The sequence below is a fragment of the Kitasatospora sp. NPDC058184 genome (assembly GCF_042883725.1).
GTDB lineage: Bacteria > Actinomycetota > Actinomycetes > Streptomycetales > Streptomycetaceae > Kitasatospora.
In genome coordinates this window covers 265,003-279,930 of the sequence record NZ_JBHVVE010000001.1, presented here as the reverse complement: position 1 = coordinate 279,930, position 14,928 = coordinate 265,003, and the positions used below count along the sequence as shown (strand labels likewise).

Annotated in this window: 14 protein-coding genes; 2 read left to right on the top strand and 12 right to left on the bottom strand. The window is 73.1% G+C overall.

Going from position 1 to position 14,928, the window contains the following annotated elements; translation table 11 throughout:
• Positions 1-43: 43 nt before the first annotated feature.
• The 11 genes from ACFVXH_RS01265 to ACFVXH_RS01215 all read right to left on the bottom strand — a co-directional run bounded on the left by ACFVXH_RS01265 (position 44) and on the right by ACFVXH_RS01215 (position 9,942).
• On the bottom strand, positions 44-772 hold the full coding sequence (locus ACFVXH_RS01265; protein ID WP_074001001.1) for a sirohydrochlorin chelatase: 729 nt from the start codon (positions 770-772) through the stop codon (positions 44-46).
• A gap of 10 nt (positions 773-782) precedes the next feature.
• Positions 783-1,715 carry an ABC transporter permease gene (locus ACFVXH_RS01260; protein ID WP_387819481.1) on the bottom strand — a complete coding sequence of 311 codons (933 nt, stop codon included), beginning with the start codon at positions 1,713-1,715 and terminating at the stop codon, positions 783-785.
• Positions 1,702-2,505, bottom strand: coding sequence for an ABC transporter ATP-binding protein (locus ACFVXH_RS01255; RefSeq protein ID WP_049655033.1), 804 nt, complete (start codon positions 2,503-2,505; stop codon positions 1,702-1,704). Before ACFVXH_RS01255 ends, ACFVXH_RS01260 begins: the two co-directional genes overlap by 14 nt.
• Positions 2,506-2,647: 142 nt before the next feature.
• Positions 2,648-3,811, bottom strand: coding sequence for an aliphatic sulfonate ABC transporter substrate-binding protein (locus ACFVXH_RS01250; protein ID WP_049655034.1), 1,164 nt, complete (start codon positions 3,809-3,811; stop codon positions 2,648-2,650).
• A 246-nt stretch (positions 3,812-4,057) separates the two neighbouring features.
• Positions 4,058-5,371 carry a sulfate adenylyltransferase subunit 1 gene (locus tag ACFVXH_RS01245; protein WP_074001004.1) on the bottom strand — a complete coding sequence of 438 codons (1,314 nt, stop codon included), beginning with the start codon at positions 5,369-5,371 and terminating at the stop codon, positions 4,058-4,060.
• Positions 5,371-6,330: a sulfate adenylyltransferase subunit CysD gene (gene cysD, locus ACFVXH_RS01240; RefSeq protein WP_259316546.1), complete on the bottom strand. Its 960-nt coding sequence runs from the start codon at positions 6,328-6,330 to the stop codon at positions 5,371-5,373. The genes ACFVXH_RS01245 and cysD overlap by 1 nt, the downstream gene beginning before the upstream one ends.
• Positions 6,327-6,908, bottom strand: coding sequence for an adenylyl-sulfate kinase (gene cysC, locus ACFVXH_RS01235; RefSeq protein ID WP_074001209.1), 582 nt, complete (start codon positions 6,906-6,908; stop codon positions 6,327-6,329). The genes cysD and cysC overlap by 4 nt, the downstream gene beginning before the upstream one ends.
• Before the next feature lie 62 nt (positions 6,909-6,970).
• Complete coding sequence (locus tag ACFVXH_RS01230; protein ID WP_117487354.1) at positions 6,971-7,672, bottom strand: phosphoadenylyl-sulfate reductase; 702 nt, start codon at positions 7,670-7,672, stop codon at positions 6,971-6,973.
• Positions 7,653-7,835 (bottom strand): hypothetical protein, encoded by a 183-nt coding sequence (locus ACFVXH_RS01225; RefSeq protein ID WP_030060859.1) that lies wholly within the window; start codon positions 7,833-7,835, stop codon positions 7,653-7,655. The genes ACFVXH_RS01230 and ACFVXH_RS01225 overlap by 20 nt, the downstream gene beginning before the upstream one ends.
• A gap of 100 nt (positions 7,836-7,935) precedes the next feature.
• A complete protein-coding gene (locus ACFVXH_RS01220) occupies positions 7,936-9,660 on the bottom strand; it encodes a nitrite/sulfite reductase (RefSeq protein WP_049655045.1) in 1,725 nt (574 codons plus the stop codon).
• Positions 9,661-9,858: 198 nt separating this feature from the next.
• The gene (locus ACFVXH_RS01215; protein ID WP_310593185.1) at positions 9,859-9,942 is read right to left on the bottom strand and encodes a putative leader peptide; all 84 of its coding nucleotides are present in this window, start codon (positions 9,940-9,942) and stop codon (positions 9,859-9,861) included.
• 213 nt (positions 9,943-10,155) lie between these two features.
• Here ACFVXH_RS01215 and ACFVXH_RS01210 point away from each other — a divergent pair, with 213 nt between their 5' ends.
• A complete protein-coding gene (locus tag ACFVXH_RS01210; protein ID WP_387819477.1) occupies positions 10,156-11,565 on the top strand; it encodes a YihY/virulence factor BrkB family protein in 1,410 nt (469 codons plus the stop codon).
• 109 nt (positions 11,566-11,674) lie between these two features.
• Here the strand turns inward: ACFVXH_RS01210 and ACFVXH_RS01205 are convergent, their stop codons facing one another.
• The gene (locus ACFVXH_RS01205) at positions 11,675-13,303 is read right to left on the bottom strand and encodes an FtsW/RodA/SpoVE family cell cycle protein (RefSeq protein ID WP_387819475.1); all 1,629 of its coding nucleotides are present in this window, start codon (positions 13,301-13,303) and stop codon (positions 11,675-11,677) included.
• Between the two features lie 313 nt (positions 13,304-13,616).
• Here ACFVXH_RS01205 and ACFVXH_RS01200 point away from each other — a divergent pair, with 313 nt between their 5' ends.
• Positions 13,617-14,747: a cytochrome c oxidase assembly protein gene (locus ACFVXH_RS01200; protein ID WP_387819473.1), complete on the top strand. Its 1,131-nt coding sequence runs from the start codon at positions 13,617-13,619 to the stop codon at positions 14,745-14,747.
• Positions 14,748-14,928 lie beyond the last annotated feature (181 nt).

The following is a 14,928-nucleotide window of genomic DNA, read 5'->3' as shown; positions in this document are numbered from 1 at the left end:
CGCGGCGGTGGCGGAGTACCAGCACCGTCGGGCGTCGTGAGGGTCAGGCGGTGAGGGCCGGGGTGGTGTCCGCGGCGTGGCGGGCCTGGTCGTAGCGGTGGAGGAGGAGGGTCGCCAGCTCGGGGGACGGGCCGAGGACGTCGGCCACGAGGTCCGCGTCCTCGGCGGCGGCCGCGATGCGGTCGGGGAGGAGGCCGGGGGCGAGCAGGTAGGGGGCGACGGCGGTGTGTGCGGCGCCGGCGGTGCGCAGGGCGGCGAGGGCGTCGGGGACGCGGGGGCCGGTAGCGGAGGCGTAGGCGACCTCGACGGCGGCCCAGCCGCGGGTGCGGCGCCACTCGGCGGCGACCGCGCGGGTCGCGGCGTCGGCGGCCGGGTCGGAGGAGCCGGCGGCGGCCAGGACGACGCCGGTACGGGCCCGGGCGGCGGGTGAGCCGACCGCGAGGCCGGCCTCGGCGAGGCGGCGGTCCAGGGCGGCGAGCAGCAGGGGGGAGGGGCCGAGCACGTCGGCGACCGGCAGCCGGGAGCCGGCGGCGCGCAGGGCGGCCGGGATGTCGTGCTTGGCGTGGAAGGCCCGGTTGAGCAGCAGCGGCACCGCCACCGCGTCCGCGAGCCGTCCGACCACCTGGGGGATCCGCGGCGCGCAGTGGTCCAGGTAGGCGGTGGCGACCTCGGTGCCGGGCCGCTGGGCCCGCACCTCCTCCACGAGCGCGGCCACCGTCGCGGCGTGGCGCGGGTCGCGGCTGCCGTGGGCGATCAGGAGGAGGGCGGGCATCAGCGCTGCCTCACTTGCCGGTGGCCAGCAGGCCGCGGTTGCGCAGCACCCGGCGTTCGACGGGGGTGAAGACGAGGAGCTCGATGGCGATGCCGACGAAGAGGATGAGGATGATGCCGAGCAGGACGCCGGACATGTCGGAGAACTCGCGCTGGTCCTCCAGGAAGCGGCCGAGGCCGCGGCCCAGGTCGGGGGAGGAGGCGACGAGTTCGGCGGCCATCAGGGAGCGCCAGGAGAAGGCCCAGCCCTGCTTGAGGCCGGCGAGGTAGCCGGGGAGGGCGGCGGGGATGAGGACGTGCCGGGCGCCGGTGAGGCCGGTGGCGCCGAGGGTGCGTCCGGCCCGCAGGAACAGCGGGGGGACCTGGTCGATGCCGGCGACCAGGCCGTTGGCGATGGAGGGGACGGCGCCGAGCAGGATGACGGCGTACATCATCGAGTCGTTGATGCCGAGCCAGATGACGGCGGCGGGCACCCAGGCGACCGAGGGCAGCGACTGCAGGCCCTGCAGGACGGGCCCGATGGCGGTGCGCACCGGTCTGATGCGGGCGACGACGAGGCCGATCGGGGTGCCGATCACCACGGCGAGGAGGAAGCCGGACAGGCCGCGCCAGACGCTGGTCCAGATGATCGAGAACAGCGTGCCCTGGTACCAGAGGTCCTGGGCGGAGCGCCACACGTCGGCGGGGCTGGGCAGCTTGTAGGAGGAGGTGAGCTCCAGGCTGTACGCGCCCTGCCAGAGCGCGAGCACGACGAGCACGCCGATGAGCGGCGGCAGGGCCTTGCTGCGCAGGGCCTCGCCGAGGGAGCCGCGCTGTGCGGTGACGGCGTCGAGGGCGTCCAGGCCGGCGCCGACGCCCGCGGTGTCGGCGGTCCCGTCGTTCCGGTCGTGCTTGTCGTTCCTGTCGTTCTTGTCCAGGACGGGGGTGGTGTCAGTGCTGGCCATGGCGACGGATCTCCCCACGCAGTTCTTCGGTGATCTCGATGGACAGGTCGGCGACGCCGGCGGACTCGATGCGGCGCGGCTGGGGCAGGTCGATGTGCCATTCGCGGGCGACCCGGCCGGGGCGGGAGGAGAGCAGCACGACCCGCTGGGCGAGGCGGACGGCCTCGCGGACGTTGTGGGTGACGAACAGGACGGTCAGCTGCCGTTCGGCCCAGATCCGGGTGATCTCGTCGTGGAGGACGTCGCGGGTGATGGCGTCGAGGGCGGCGAAGGGCTCGTCCATGAGCAGGACCTTGCTGCCCTGGGCGAGGGCGCGGGCCATGGCGACGCGCTGGCGCATGCCGCCGGACAGCTCGTGGACGCGCTTGCCGTACGCGCCGTCCAGGCGGACGAGTTCGAGCAGCCGCTCGGCTTCGGCGCGGCGCTCGGGGCGGGCGACGCCGGCCAGCTTGAGGGCGAGTTCGATGTTCCTGCCGGCGGTGAGCCAGGGGAAGAGCGCGTGCTCCTGGAACATCAGCGCGGGGCGGCCGCCGGGCACCTCGATGCCGCCGGCGGTGGGCCGGTCGAGGCCGGCGACGAGGTTGAGCAGGGTGGACTTGCCGCAGCCGGAGGCGCCGAGCAGGGTGACGAACTCGCCGGGGGCGACGTCGAGGGTGATGTCGTCCAGGACGTGGGTCTGGGCGCCGGGGCGGCCGAAGGACTTATGCACGTGCGAGATCCGGACGGCGGGCGCACCGCCGTGGGCGTCGGCGCCGGGGGCGTCCGCCGAGGTGGTCAGTGCCGGGGTCATCCGGGCACCTCCTGGATGAGTGGTCTGGCGAGGTCGGGGCCGTGGCCCGGGCCCCGCCCGTCCCGGTGGGCATCGATCGGGGATCGACCGGGCGGGCGGGGGCCGGACCGCGGAGTCGTTGCGAACGGCCTTGCTGCGGGCGCTACTTGGCGCCGAGTCCGGCGTCCGCGACGGCGGGCCGGCCCTCCGCGGCGAGGACCTTGTTCAGCAGGGTGAGGTCGTAGATGCCGTTCAGGTTGGGCTTCTTGAGGAGCCCGGCGGTGACGGCGTGGTCGGCCTCGGCCTGGAGGGTGTTCGCCAGCGGGTCGTCCAGGAAGTCGATGTCGGCCCAGGCCGGGTCGAGGATGGCGGGCTCCAGGGAGTTGCCGGCCTCCTTCTTGATCGCCTCGTTGGCGTCGGCCTTGGCCTTGTCGGAGTTGTCCTTGATGAAGGCGTTGGTCTTCACCGAGCCGCGCAGCACGGCCTCCACCACGTCCGGGTGCTCCGTGAGGAACTTCTGCGAGACGATGATGTTGGTGATCACGAACTTCTTGTCGGGCCAGACGTCCTTCTCGTTGAGCAGGACCTTCGCGCCGAGCGTGACCAGCTTGGAGGCGGTGGGCTCGGGCACCCAGGCGGCGTCGATGGAGCCGGACTTGTACGCGTCGGGGGTGACCTTGTTGTCGGTGCGCACGACCGAGACGTCGCCGGCGCCGGTGGCCGCGTCGACCTTGTAGCCCTTGCCCGCCAGGTAGTTGAGCAGGGCGACGTCCTGGGTGTTGCCGAGCTGCGGGGTGGCGATCTTCTTGCCCTTGAGGTCGTCCAGGGTGGCGATCTTCTCCGGGTTGGCGACCAGCTTGACGCCGCCGGAGGCCGAACCGCCGATGATCTTCAGGGACTTGCCGTCGGACTTGGTGTAGCCGTTGATCGCGGGGGAGGGGCCGATCCAGCCGATGTCGATGGAGCCGGCGTTCAGCGCCTCGATCTCGGCCGGGCCGGCGTTGAAGACCTGGGTCTTGACCTGGGTGGCGCCGAGCTCCTTCTGGAAGAAGCCCTCCTGGAGGCCGACCAGCGGGGTGCCGTGGGTGAGGTTGGCGAAGTAGCCGATCTTCACCGTGTCCGCGGACAGCTTCGCGCCGGAACTCCCGGCGGTGGCAGCGGTGTTGGCCTTGGCGTCGGAGGACTTGTCGTCCGCCTTGGAGCCGTAGCTGCAGGACGACAGCAGGGCCGCCACGGTCAGGCCGGCCGCGGCGGCGGCCGCGGAGCGTCTGATCCGCCCGGCGTCGGGGCGGGTGCGGGTATGCGGGAGGGCCGGGTTCGGTGCCATGGCGAGAGTCCTGTTCGCGGACGGACCGTCAGGAGGCGGTCTCGGACGGACGATTGGAAGGTGGTGCGCGCGGCAGCGGTGTGCCGGGGGCAAGCCGGGCGGCTGTGGGGGAAGACAGCCCGGTGACAGGGCGTTCTCAGCCCCGTCGGCCCGCACATCGGGTCAGGCCGCCCTGGCCGCTGCCGAGGACGCCGCTGCCGATGCGGCCGCCTTCCTTGTCCATGCCCGAGAACGCCTCGCTGGGCATCAGACCCAGTCCTCCTCGTCGGGTGTGCCGGTGGTGGGTACGGTGGCGAAGGCCTCGCCCGCCATGCCGGCGGTGAGGGTGGTGCCGTCGGCCGGGTCGATGAGCAGGAACGACCCGGTGCGGCGGTTGTCGGAGTAGCCGTCCAGGGCCAGCGGCTCGGCGGTGCGCAGGACGACCCGGCCGATGTCGTTGACGTTCAGCCCGTCGGGGGCGGGGCGCTGTTCCAAAGTGTCGATGTCGATCCGGTAGGCGACGTCCTTGACCAGCGCCCGCACGGTGCGGGTGGTGTGCTTGAGGAGGACCTTGTCGCCGGCGCGCAGCGGCCGTTCGCTGAGGTGGCTGACGGTGGCCTCGATGTCCTTGGTGGGGACGGGCACGGGCCCGGCGGCGATGAGGTCGCCGCGGGAGACGTCCAGGTCGTCGGCGAGGCGGACGGTCACCGACTGCGGGGCCCAGGCGGCGTCGGCCTGGCGGCCGAGGGCGTCGATCCCGGCGACGGTGGTGGTGTGGCCGGACGGCAGGACCGTGACGGTGTCGCCGACGCGCAGCACGCCGGACGCCAACTGGCCCGCGTAGCCGCGGTAGTCGGGGTGCTCCTCGGTCTGCGGGCGGATGACGTACTGGACCGGGAAGCGGGCCGGCTCGGCGCCCGGGTCGCTGCCGACCGGCACCGTCTCCAGGTGCTCCAGCAGGGTCGGGCCGCCGTACCAGTCCATGTGCGCGGACGGCTCGACGACGTTGTCCCCGGCGAGGGCGGAGATCGGGACGGCCAGCACGTCCTTGACGCCGAGCGAGGCGGCGTAGGCGGTGAACTCGGCGGCGATGGCGGCGAACACGGGCTCGGCGTAGTCGACCAGGTCCATCTTGTTGACGGCGAGGACGACGTGCGGCACGCGCAGCAGGGCGGCGACGGCGGCGTGCCGGCGGGTCTGCTCGACGACGCCGTTGCGGGCGTCGACGAGGACGACGGCGAGTTCGGCCGTGGAGGCGCCGGTGACCATGTTGCGGGTGTACTGCACGTGCCCGGGGGTGTCGGCGAGGATGAACCGCCGGCGGGGCGTGGCGAAGTAGCGGTAGGCCACGTCGATGGTGATGCCCTGTTCGCGCTCGGCCCGCAGGCCGTCGGTGAGCAGGGCGAGGTCGGGCGCCTCCTGGCCGCGGCTGCGGGAGGCGTGCTCGACGGCCTCCAGCTGGTCGGCGAGCACCGACTTGGAGTCGTGCAGCAGCCGGCCGACGAGGGTGGACTTGCCGTCGTCGACGGAGCCGGCGGTGGCGAAGCGCAGCAGCGAGGTGGCGTTGGTGGCGGTGCTCATTAGAAGTATCCCTCGCGCTTGCGGTCTTCCATCGCGGCCTCGGAGAGCTTGTCGTCGGCCCGCGTCGCACCGCGCTCGGTGAGGCGCGAGGCGGCGATCTCGGCGATGACGGCCTCGATGGTGGTGGCGTCGGAGTCGACGGCGCCGGTGCAGGACATGTCGCCGACGGTGCGGTAGCGGATCAGCCGCCGCTGGACCGGCTCGTGCTCCTTGGGGCCGCCCCAGTCGCCGGCGGTCAGCCACATGCCGCTGCGGGCGAAGACGTCCCGCTCGTGGGCGTAGTAGATCTCCGGCAGTTCGATGCCCTCGCGCTCGATGTACTGCCACACGTCGAGCTCGGTCCAGTTGGACAGCGGGAAGACCCGCACGTGCTCGCCCACCGCGTGGCGGCCGTTGTAGAGCGACCACAGCTCGGGGCGCTGGCGGCGCGGGTCCCAGGCGCCGAACTCGTCGCGCAGCGAGAAGACGCGCTCCTTGGCGCGGGCCTTCTCCTCGTCGCGGCGCCCGCCGCCGAACACCGCGTCGAAGCGGTTCGTCTCGATGGCGTCCAGCAGCGGCACGGTCTGCAGCGGGTTGCGGGTGCCGTCGGGGCGCTCGCGCAGGACGCCGCGGTCGATGAAGTCCTGGACGTGGGCGACGTGCAGGCGCAGGCCGTGCCGCGCGGCGACGCGGTCGCGGTAGTCGATGACCTCGGGGAAGTTGTGCCCGGTGTCGACGTGCAGCAGCGAGAAGGGGACGGCGGCGGGCGCGAAGGCCTTGAGCGCCAGGTGCAGCATGACGATGGAGTCCTTGCCGCCGGAGAACAGGATCACCGGGCGTTCGAACTCCCCCGCGACCTCGCGGAAGATGTGCACCGACTCGGCCTCCAGCGCGTCCAGGTGGGACAGCGCGAAGGGCCCCCCTGAATTCTGGTTGGGGTCGCCGGCGGTGCGGACCGGGCTGTCGGTCTCGGTGGTCATGCCAGACCCCTCTCGGTCAGGAAGGCGTGCAGCTCGGCGGCGGACTCGGCGACCGCGCGGCCCTGGGTCTGGAGGCGCAGCTCCGGCCGCTCCGGGGCCTCGTACGGGTCGTCCACGCCGGTCAGGCCGGAGATCTCGCCGGCCGCCTGCTTCGCGTACAGGCCCTTGACGTCCCGTTCGGCGCACAGCTCGACCGGGGTGGCGACGTGGATCTCCAGGAACTCGGTGCCGGCCGCCGCGTGCCGCTCGCGCACCGCGGCGCGGGAGTCCGCGAACGGGGCGATCACCGGGGCGAGCACCTTGACGCCGTTGGCCGCCAGCTTCTCGGCGACGAAGCCGATCCGGGTGACGTTGGTGTGCCGGTCCTCGCGGGAGAAGCCGAGGCCCTTGGAGAGGAACTCGCGGATCTCGTCGCCGTCCAGGACCTCGACCTTGTGGCCCTCGGCGCGCAGCCGCTCGGCGAGGGCGAAGGCCAGGGTGGTCTTGCCCGCGCTCGGCAGCCCGGTCAGCCACACGGTGGCGCCGCGCTCGCACGGGGCGGCCGTGCGGGCCGCCTCTGCGGCTCCGTCGGCGGCCAGGGTGTCAGCTGTCACGGTTCTTTCCTTACACGAGGATGGACGGACGATCAGAACGGATCGAATCAGAGGTGGATGCCGCACTCGGTCTTGCCGGAGCCGGACCAGCGGCCGGCCCGGGCGTCCTCACCCTCGCCCGGCTTGCGGGTGCAGGACAACGGGGAGCAGCCGATCGAGGTGTAGCCCTCCCACAGCAGCGGGTTGAGCAGCACGCCGTGGGCGGCGACGTAGGCGTCCACGTCCTCCTGGGTCCAGCGGGCGATCGGGGCGATCTTGACCTTGCGGCGCTTCGGGTCCCAGGACACCACGGGGGTGTTCGCCCGGGTCGGCGACTCGTCGCGGCGCAGCCCGGTCGCCCAGGCGTCGTAGCCGGCCAGGCCCCGGTTGAGCGGCTCGACCTTGCGCAGCGAGCAGCACAGGTCCGGGTCGCGGTCGTGCAGGGCCGGCCCGTGCTCGGCGTCCTGCTCGGCCACCGTCCGCAGCGGGGTGAGCGTGATGACGTTGACCGGCATGGTCGCGGCCACCGCGTCGCGCGTCCCGAGGGTCTCCGGGAAGTGGTAGCCGGTGTCCAGGAACACCACGTCCACCCCCGGGAACACCGAGGACGCCAGGTGGGCCACCACCGCGTCCTCCATCGAGGAGGTGACGCAGAACCGCGCGCCGAAGGTGTCCGCGGCCCACCGCAGGACCTCCTGCGCGGTGGCCTCCTCCAGCTCGCGGCCGGCCCGGACGGCTATCGCCTCGTGGTCAGTCGCGGTGCTGCTCATGTGACGTACCCCCGTGGTTGGTCGGTGACAGCAGGCCGAGGAACTTCAGCTGGAAGGCGCGGCGGCACCCGTGGCACTCCCAGGCGCCGTGCCCGGCCTCGGAGGGGCGCAGGTCCTCGTCCCCGCAATAGGGGCAGAAGAAAGGGGCAGCGCGCTCACTCATTGCCCACCTCGCCGCGCTCGGCGTTCGCTTCGCGAACAACGCCCTGCCTTTTTGGTTCGCTCTCCCCCAGCCTCCGGCCGGGGGTGCCCCCATCGCTCACTCACGACAGCTGCTCCTCGGTCGCCCGGGCCGCCCACTGGGCGAAGCGCTCGCCCTCGGTGCGGTCGGCCTGGTAGCGGGTCAGCACGCGCTCGACGTAGTCGGGCAGGCCCGCGCTGGTGACCTTGAGGCCGCGGACCTTGCGGCCGAAGCCGGCCTCCAGGCCGAGCGCGCCGCCGAGGTGGACCTGGTAGCCCTCGACCTGCTCGCCGTGCTCGTCGGTGACCAGCTGGCCCTTGAGGCCGATGTCGGCGACCTGGATGCGGGCGCAGGCGTTCGGGCAGCCGTTGATGTTGATGGTCAGCGGCTCGGCGAACTCCGGCAGGCGCTGCTCCAGCTCGTCGATGAGCGTGCGGCCGCGCTCCTTGGTCTCGACGATGGCGAGCTTGCAGTACTCGATGCCGGTGCAGGCCATGGTGCCGCGGCGGAACGGCGAGGGGGTGACCCGCAGGTCGAGCGCCTCCAGGCCGGCCACCACGGAGTCGACGTGCTCCTCGGCGATGTCGAGGACGATCATCTTCTGCTCGGCGGTGGTGCGCACCCGGTCGCTGCCGTGGGCGGCGGCGAGGTCGGCGATCCGGCCGAGCAGCTTGCCGTCGACCCGGCCGACGCGCGGGGCGAAGCCGATGTAGTAGCGGCCGTCCTTCTGCCGGTGGACGCCGACGTGGTCGCGCCAGCGGGCGGCAGGCTCGGCCGGGGCAGGGCCGTCGAGCAGCGGGCGCTCGAGGTACTCCTCCTCCAGGACCCGGCGGAACTTCTCCACGCCCCAGTCGGCGACCAGGAACTTCAGCCGGGCGCGGTTGCGCAGGCGCCGGTAGCCGTAGTCGCGGAAGATGCCGATGACGCCGCCGTAGACGTCCGCGACCTCGTCCAGCGGGACCCACGCGCCCAGCCGCACGCCCAGCTTGGGGTTGGTGGACAGGCCGCCGCCGACCCACAGGTCGAAGCCGGGCCCGTGCTCGGGGTGGACCACGCCGACGAAGGAGACGTCGTTGATCTCGTGCGCGACGTCCAGCAGCGGGGAGCCGGAGACCGCGCTCTTGAACTTGCGCGGCAGGTTGGAGAAGTCCGGGTTGCCGATGAAGCGGCGCTGGATCTCCTCGATGGCGGGCGTGCCGTCGATGATCTCGTCCTCGGCGATGCCGGCCACCGGGGAGCCGAGGATGACGCGGGGGGTGTCGCCGCAGGCCTCGGTGGTGGACAGGCCGACGGCCTCCAGCTTCTGCCAGATCGCCGGGACGTCCTCGATCCGGATCCAGTGGTACTGGATGTTCTGGCGGTCGGTCAGGTCGGCGGTGCCGCGCGCGTACTGCTCGGAGACCTCGGCGACCGCCCGCAGCTGGGGGACGGTCAGCCGGCCGCCGTCGATGCGGACCCGGAGCATGAAGAACTCGGCGTCCAGCTCGTGCGGGTCCAGGATCGCGGTCTTGCCGCCGTCGATGCCCTCCTTGCGCTGGGTGTAGAGCCCCCACCAGCGCATCCGGCCGCGCAGGTCGGCGGGGTCGATGGAGTCGAAGCCCCGGTGCGCGTAGATCGTCTCAATACGTGTCCGCACATTGAGACCGTCGTCGTCCTTCTTGAACTGCTCGTTGGCGTTCAGCGGGGTGTAGTGGCCCATGCCCCACTGGCCCTCGCCGCGGTGGCGGGTCACCTTGCGGGCCGCTGCGGGGCGCCGCTCGGCGGCGCGGTCGGCCGTGGGCTCGACGGTCTCGGGGGAGGTGGCCATGGTGAAGTCCTTCTGGGCGGATGGCGCTGCTGCCGAATGGGTCGCGGGGCGTGTCCGGCCGTGCGGTACCGCTCTGACCTGCGGATTTCAAGGTCTTGAGGGCGGTGGCCGGGACCGGGCGGGCGCCTGCGCATCCGCTGCGGCGGGGATGGCGGGAAGGTCGGCGCCGGGTGCGGTGGTGCGGCGGAGACGGGGGGCTCAGGTCACCGGACAGATGGCGCTGGACACGCGAAGGAGATCGACGTGGAGTCGACCTACTAGGGTGGTTCCGGCGCTAGGCATGGCAAGAGATTCGCACGGCGCGGGACTCGCGGTCCACTAACATCCAGATACTGGACTCTGAGGTTTCGTCATGTGGGACATCCGGATGTTCCCGCCGCTCCCCGCCCGGACGTCCGGCGACGCGTCCGGCGACGCGCCCCCACCCCGCCCGGCCACGCGCCCGTACCCCCGGGGAGATCAACCGCCGGGCCCCGGCCCGATACGGTTGGCCCTGTGCAAGCAGCAGGCGATACGAGCAGAGCGAACGCCGAGCGGCCCTCCCGGCGGCGGGGCAAGGGCTCCCGGCGCGCGGCCAAACAGGCCACCTGGCGCCGCACGGCGTGGGAACTGATCAGGGACACCACCAACACCTGCGTCGAGTACCGGGTCACCGGGCTCGCCGCGGAGGCGGCCTTCTTCACCCTGCTGTCGATCCCGCCGCTGCTGCTCGGGCTGGCCGGCACCCTCGGCTACCTCGACGAGTTCGTCGGCGCGGGCACCATCGCCGGGCTCAAGAAGAGCATCCTCTCGGCCTCCGGGACGGTGCTGTCGGACTCCTCCGTCAACGAGGTCGTGGTCCCGCTGCTGGACGGGGTGTTCGACCGCACCCGGCCCGACCTCGTCTCGATCGGCTTCCTGCTGTCCCTGTGGTCCGGCTCCAGGGCCCTCTACATCTTCATCGACACCATCACCGTCATGTACGGGCTCGACGGCAAGCGGGGCATCGTCAAGACCCGGCTGATGTCGCTCAGCCTCTACTTCGGCGCCCTGGTGATCGGCTCGCTGGTGCTGCCGCTGCTGATGGTCGGTCCGGGACTGCTGGAGAACGCCGTGCCGGGGGTGTCGGGGCTGGTCGGCGCGCTCTACTGGCCGGTCGCCATCGTGCTGCTGACCGTCTCGCTGACCACCCTCTACCACCTGGCCGTCCCGGTCTCGACCCCGTGGCGCGAGGACATCCCCGGCGCCCTGGTCGCCCTGGTGGTGCTGGTCTTCTGCAGCGTCGGCCTGCGGGTCTACCTGGTCAGCTCGGTCGAGGGCCCCTCGGTGTACGGCTCGCTGGCGGCGCCGGTGGCCGTCCTGCTGTGGATCTTCGTGGTGGCGCTCGCGGTGCTCATCGGCGCCGCGATGAACGCCGCGATAGACCGCCGCTGGCCCACCCTGGAGACCGCCGACGCGCGCGCCGAGAACGAGCGCGCCCACGAGGAGGCCGCCGCCGCCGTGGTCCGCGAGGTCGCCGCCCGGCGGGCCGCCGAACGGGCCCGGCGCGCCCGCGAACTCGGGCTCGCCGAGGGCGTCGAGGAGGAGTGGGGCGAGGACGAGGGCGAGGACGTGCCCTCCGAGTACCCGGAGCGGTGGGCCGACGTGCTGGCCGCCGACAACGTGCGCGGCCGGCTCACCGCCCGCGGCGGGCCGCACCACCGGCCCGGGCCGCCGCCGCCGGACAGCGACCGGCCGGCCGGGCCGCCGCAGGCGGGCGGGACGGGGGCGGGGGCAGGGCAGCCGGGGCCGGGCGCTGGGCCTGGGCCTGGGCCGGGTTCGGGGCCGGGGGCGCCGTCCGGGCCGGGGCTGGGGCCGGTGCCGCCCGGGCAGCAGGTGCCGGGGTACCCGCCGAGGCCGCCCCGGCCGCCGTGGGAACAGCGGTAGGCGGGGCGGACGGACGGTGACGGCAGGGCCTCTCCCGCGGGTGCGGGGGAGGCCCTGGTGCGTTGGGGCGTGGGGTGCGTCGCGGGTGCGTCGTGGGTCGGGCGGTGGGTCAGGGGGCGGACGGGTTCGGCGGGTGGCCGTACGCGGGGCGCAGCTCGGTCGGGGCGGAGGGGTCGGCGGCGCCGGGGGTGGAGGAGAGCGGTCCCGCCGGGGTCGGGTCCGTCGGGCGCTGGGCTGACGGGTCGTGCGGGGCGACGGGGTCGGTGGTGCCGTACGGGCCGAGCGCGGACGGTTCGGCCCGTACGGACGGTTCGGCCGGGCGGGCCTGGGCCGGGAGCGGCTCGGGGGAGGGCTGGGCCGGGTCCAGGGCGGTGCGCCCGGAGGAGTCGCTCAGCTTGATCAGCAGCGCCACCATCAGCCAGTTCGCCAGCAGCGACGAACCGCCGGCGGCCAGGAACGGCAGCGCCTTGCCGGTCAGCGGGACCAGCCCGCTCACCCCGCCGACCACCACGAACACCTGGAGCGCCAGCGCCGCCGACAGACCGGTGGCCAGCAGCTTGCCGAACGGGTCGGTCAGGCCGATCGCGGTGCGCAGGCCGCGCTGGACCAGCAGCACGTAGACCAGCAGGATCGCCGTCACCCCGGCCAGGCCCAGCTCCTCGCCGATGGTGGTGAAGATGAAGTCGCTGCGCCCGGCGAAGCCGATCAGCCAGGGCCGTCCCGAGCCCAGGCCGGTCCCGGTCATGCCCCCGGTGCCCAGGCTGAACAGCGCCTCGGCGGGCTGCTCGGAGATCGCCATGTCGTGCACCGGCTTGTAGTAGTCGAGCGGGTGCAGCCAGGCCTCGACGCGGCCGTGCACATGGGGCTCCACCGTCCCGACCACCGCCGCGCCGCCGACCGCCATCAGCAGGCCGAGCACCACCCAGCTGGTGCGCTCGGTCGCCACGTACAGCATGACGATGAAGACGCCGAAGAAGATCAGCGAGGTGCCCAGGTCGCGCTCGAAGATCAGCACCAGCAGGCTGACCACCCAGATCGCCAGCACCGGGCCGGCGTGCCGGCCGCGCGGCAGGGTCAGCCCCCAGACCTTCCGCCCGGCCAGCGCCAGCGCGTCCCGGGAGGCCATCAGGTACCCCGCGAAGAAGATCGTGATCGCGACCTTCACGAACTCGTCCGGCTCGAAGGAGAGCCCGAACAGCCGGATCCAGCGCTTGGCGCCGAAGCTGTCGCCGGGGGAGAGCACCGGCGCGGCCAGCAGGATCAGCGCACCCGCCATCAGCAGGTAGACGTAGCGCTGGAAGAAGCGGTGGTGCTTGACGAAGACGATCAGCGCGAGCGCCGCCGCCACCGAGATGAACACCCACATCAGCTGGGAGGGTGCCGCCGGGAGCTTCTGGTAGTCGCCCTTGGCGGCGTGCGCGGCCTTGTAGCTGAAGTCCAGCCGGTCCAGCAGCACCAGCCCGAAGCCGGTCAGGAAGACGCCCAGCGGCAGGATCAGCGGATCGGCGTACGGCGCGAACCGCCGCACCGCCAGGTGGGCCGCCCCGGCCAGCGCGCCCAGCGACAGGCCGTGCACCAGCAGCCCGGGCGGCATCCTGCCGGTGAGCGCCAGGTCGGCGTCGATGTGTCCCGCCAGACAGACGGCCACCGCGAGGGCCAGGAGGCCCAGTTCGATGTTGCGGTGGCGCGCCGCCAGCCGGCGGCCGTCGCCGCGTGCAGTGGTTCGCACCCTTGTCATCCCCTTGTCGGCCACGTGGCGGGTCTCGCCGACGGGGCATCCTGCCAGACGTTTGTGTCTTCGCCCGCGGTTGCGGAAAAGAGGGGAAGGAGGGCAGAACTTTGCCTGGGCAAAGCTTTGTTGGGGCTTGGTAAAGCTTTGTTCAGGCCCGGGTATAGAGGCGGGCCCCGGGTGCGGCGGGGGCGCGGCCGAGGGACATCATGGCCGGGCGCCGGGGTGCTCCGGTGTCGGGGTTCCCGATCGGCGGGTTCCCGGCCGATGGGTTCCCGACCGATGGGATTCGCGACAGGCGGGGACCACCGGGACGAGCGAGGTGAGCGGGCGGATGGGCGCGGTGCTGGACGGCGCGATGGGTGCTCCGGCGGGTGGCCTGATGGGCGGCCCGGCGGGCGGTCCGGTGGGCGGTCCCGCCTCGGTACTCGCCTACAGCGGCCCGCCGCCGTGGCAGTGGTCCGACCTGGCGACCTCCTGGACGGCCGAGCCGCTGGTGCTCGCGCTGTCGGTGCTGCTCGGCGCCTGGTACCTGGCGGCGGTGCGCCGCGTCAACCGGGCCGCCGGGGTCGGGAGCGGAAGTGGGGCTGGTGCCGGGGTCGGGGCCGGGTCCGCCGGCGGGCGCTGGCAGCCCACCCGTACCGTCGCGTTCCTCGGCGGGCTGCTGCTGTGGATCTGGTGCACCTGCTCGGGCCTCGGCGTGTACGACCGGATCCTTTTCACCGACCGGGCCGTGCAGGTCGTGCTGCTGCTGATGGTCGTCCCGCTGCTGCTGGCGCTCGGCGCGCCGGTCTCGCTGCTGGTCGAGGCGGCGCCGGCGGCCCGGCGGGAGCGCGTCCTGCGGGCGCTGCGCAGCCGGCCGTCCAAGGTGCTGATGTTCCCGGCGGTCTCCACCGCGCTACTGATGGCGCCGCCGTGGCTGCTCTACTTCACGCCCTGGTACGAGTGGTCGGTGTCCAGCGGGCTCGGGAACGTGGTGCTGCACCTGGCGCTGGTGATGCTCGGCCTCGCGTACTTCTGGCCGCGCCTGCAGCTCGACCCGGTCGGGCACGAGTACCCGCACCTGGTCGGGCTGTTCATCACCTTCGCCGAGGTGATCTTCGACGCGGGGCTCGGGATCGTGCTGATCTACGGCGGGCACCTGGTCGCCGAGCACTACTACCTGGCGCTCGGGCGGCCGTGGGGGCCGAGCCCGGCGCAGGACCAGACCTGGGGCGGCAACGCGTTCTGGGTGCTGGGGGACCTGGTCGGGCTGCCGTTCCTGGCCGCCCTGGTGCGGCGGATGGTGGTGCAGGGGCGGGAGGAGACCGAGGCGGTGGACGCCGAGCTGGACGCCCGCTTCGCGGCGGCGGCCGAGCGGGCGCGGGAGACGGGGCAGCCGGAGGAAGAGGAGACCGGGATGCGGCCGTGGTGGCTGGACGACCCGAACCTCAAGCACCGGTACGGGGGGTAGGGCGCGTCGGGGGCGGGTGTCTGGTGGCGGGGTGGCCGGGCCTGGCGGGGTGGCCGGGCAGCCGGGTGGCCGGGTCTGGCAGGGGTGGCCGAGCGGCTGTTTGCGGCGGGCCAATTGTGGCCCTTCGAGGCCTTCCCGACGGCCTCTTTCCCGCATTTCCGCAGGTCAAAAATAGGTTGGC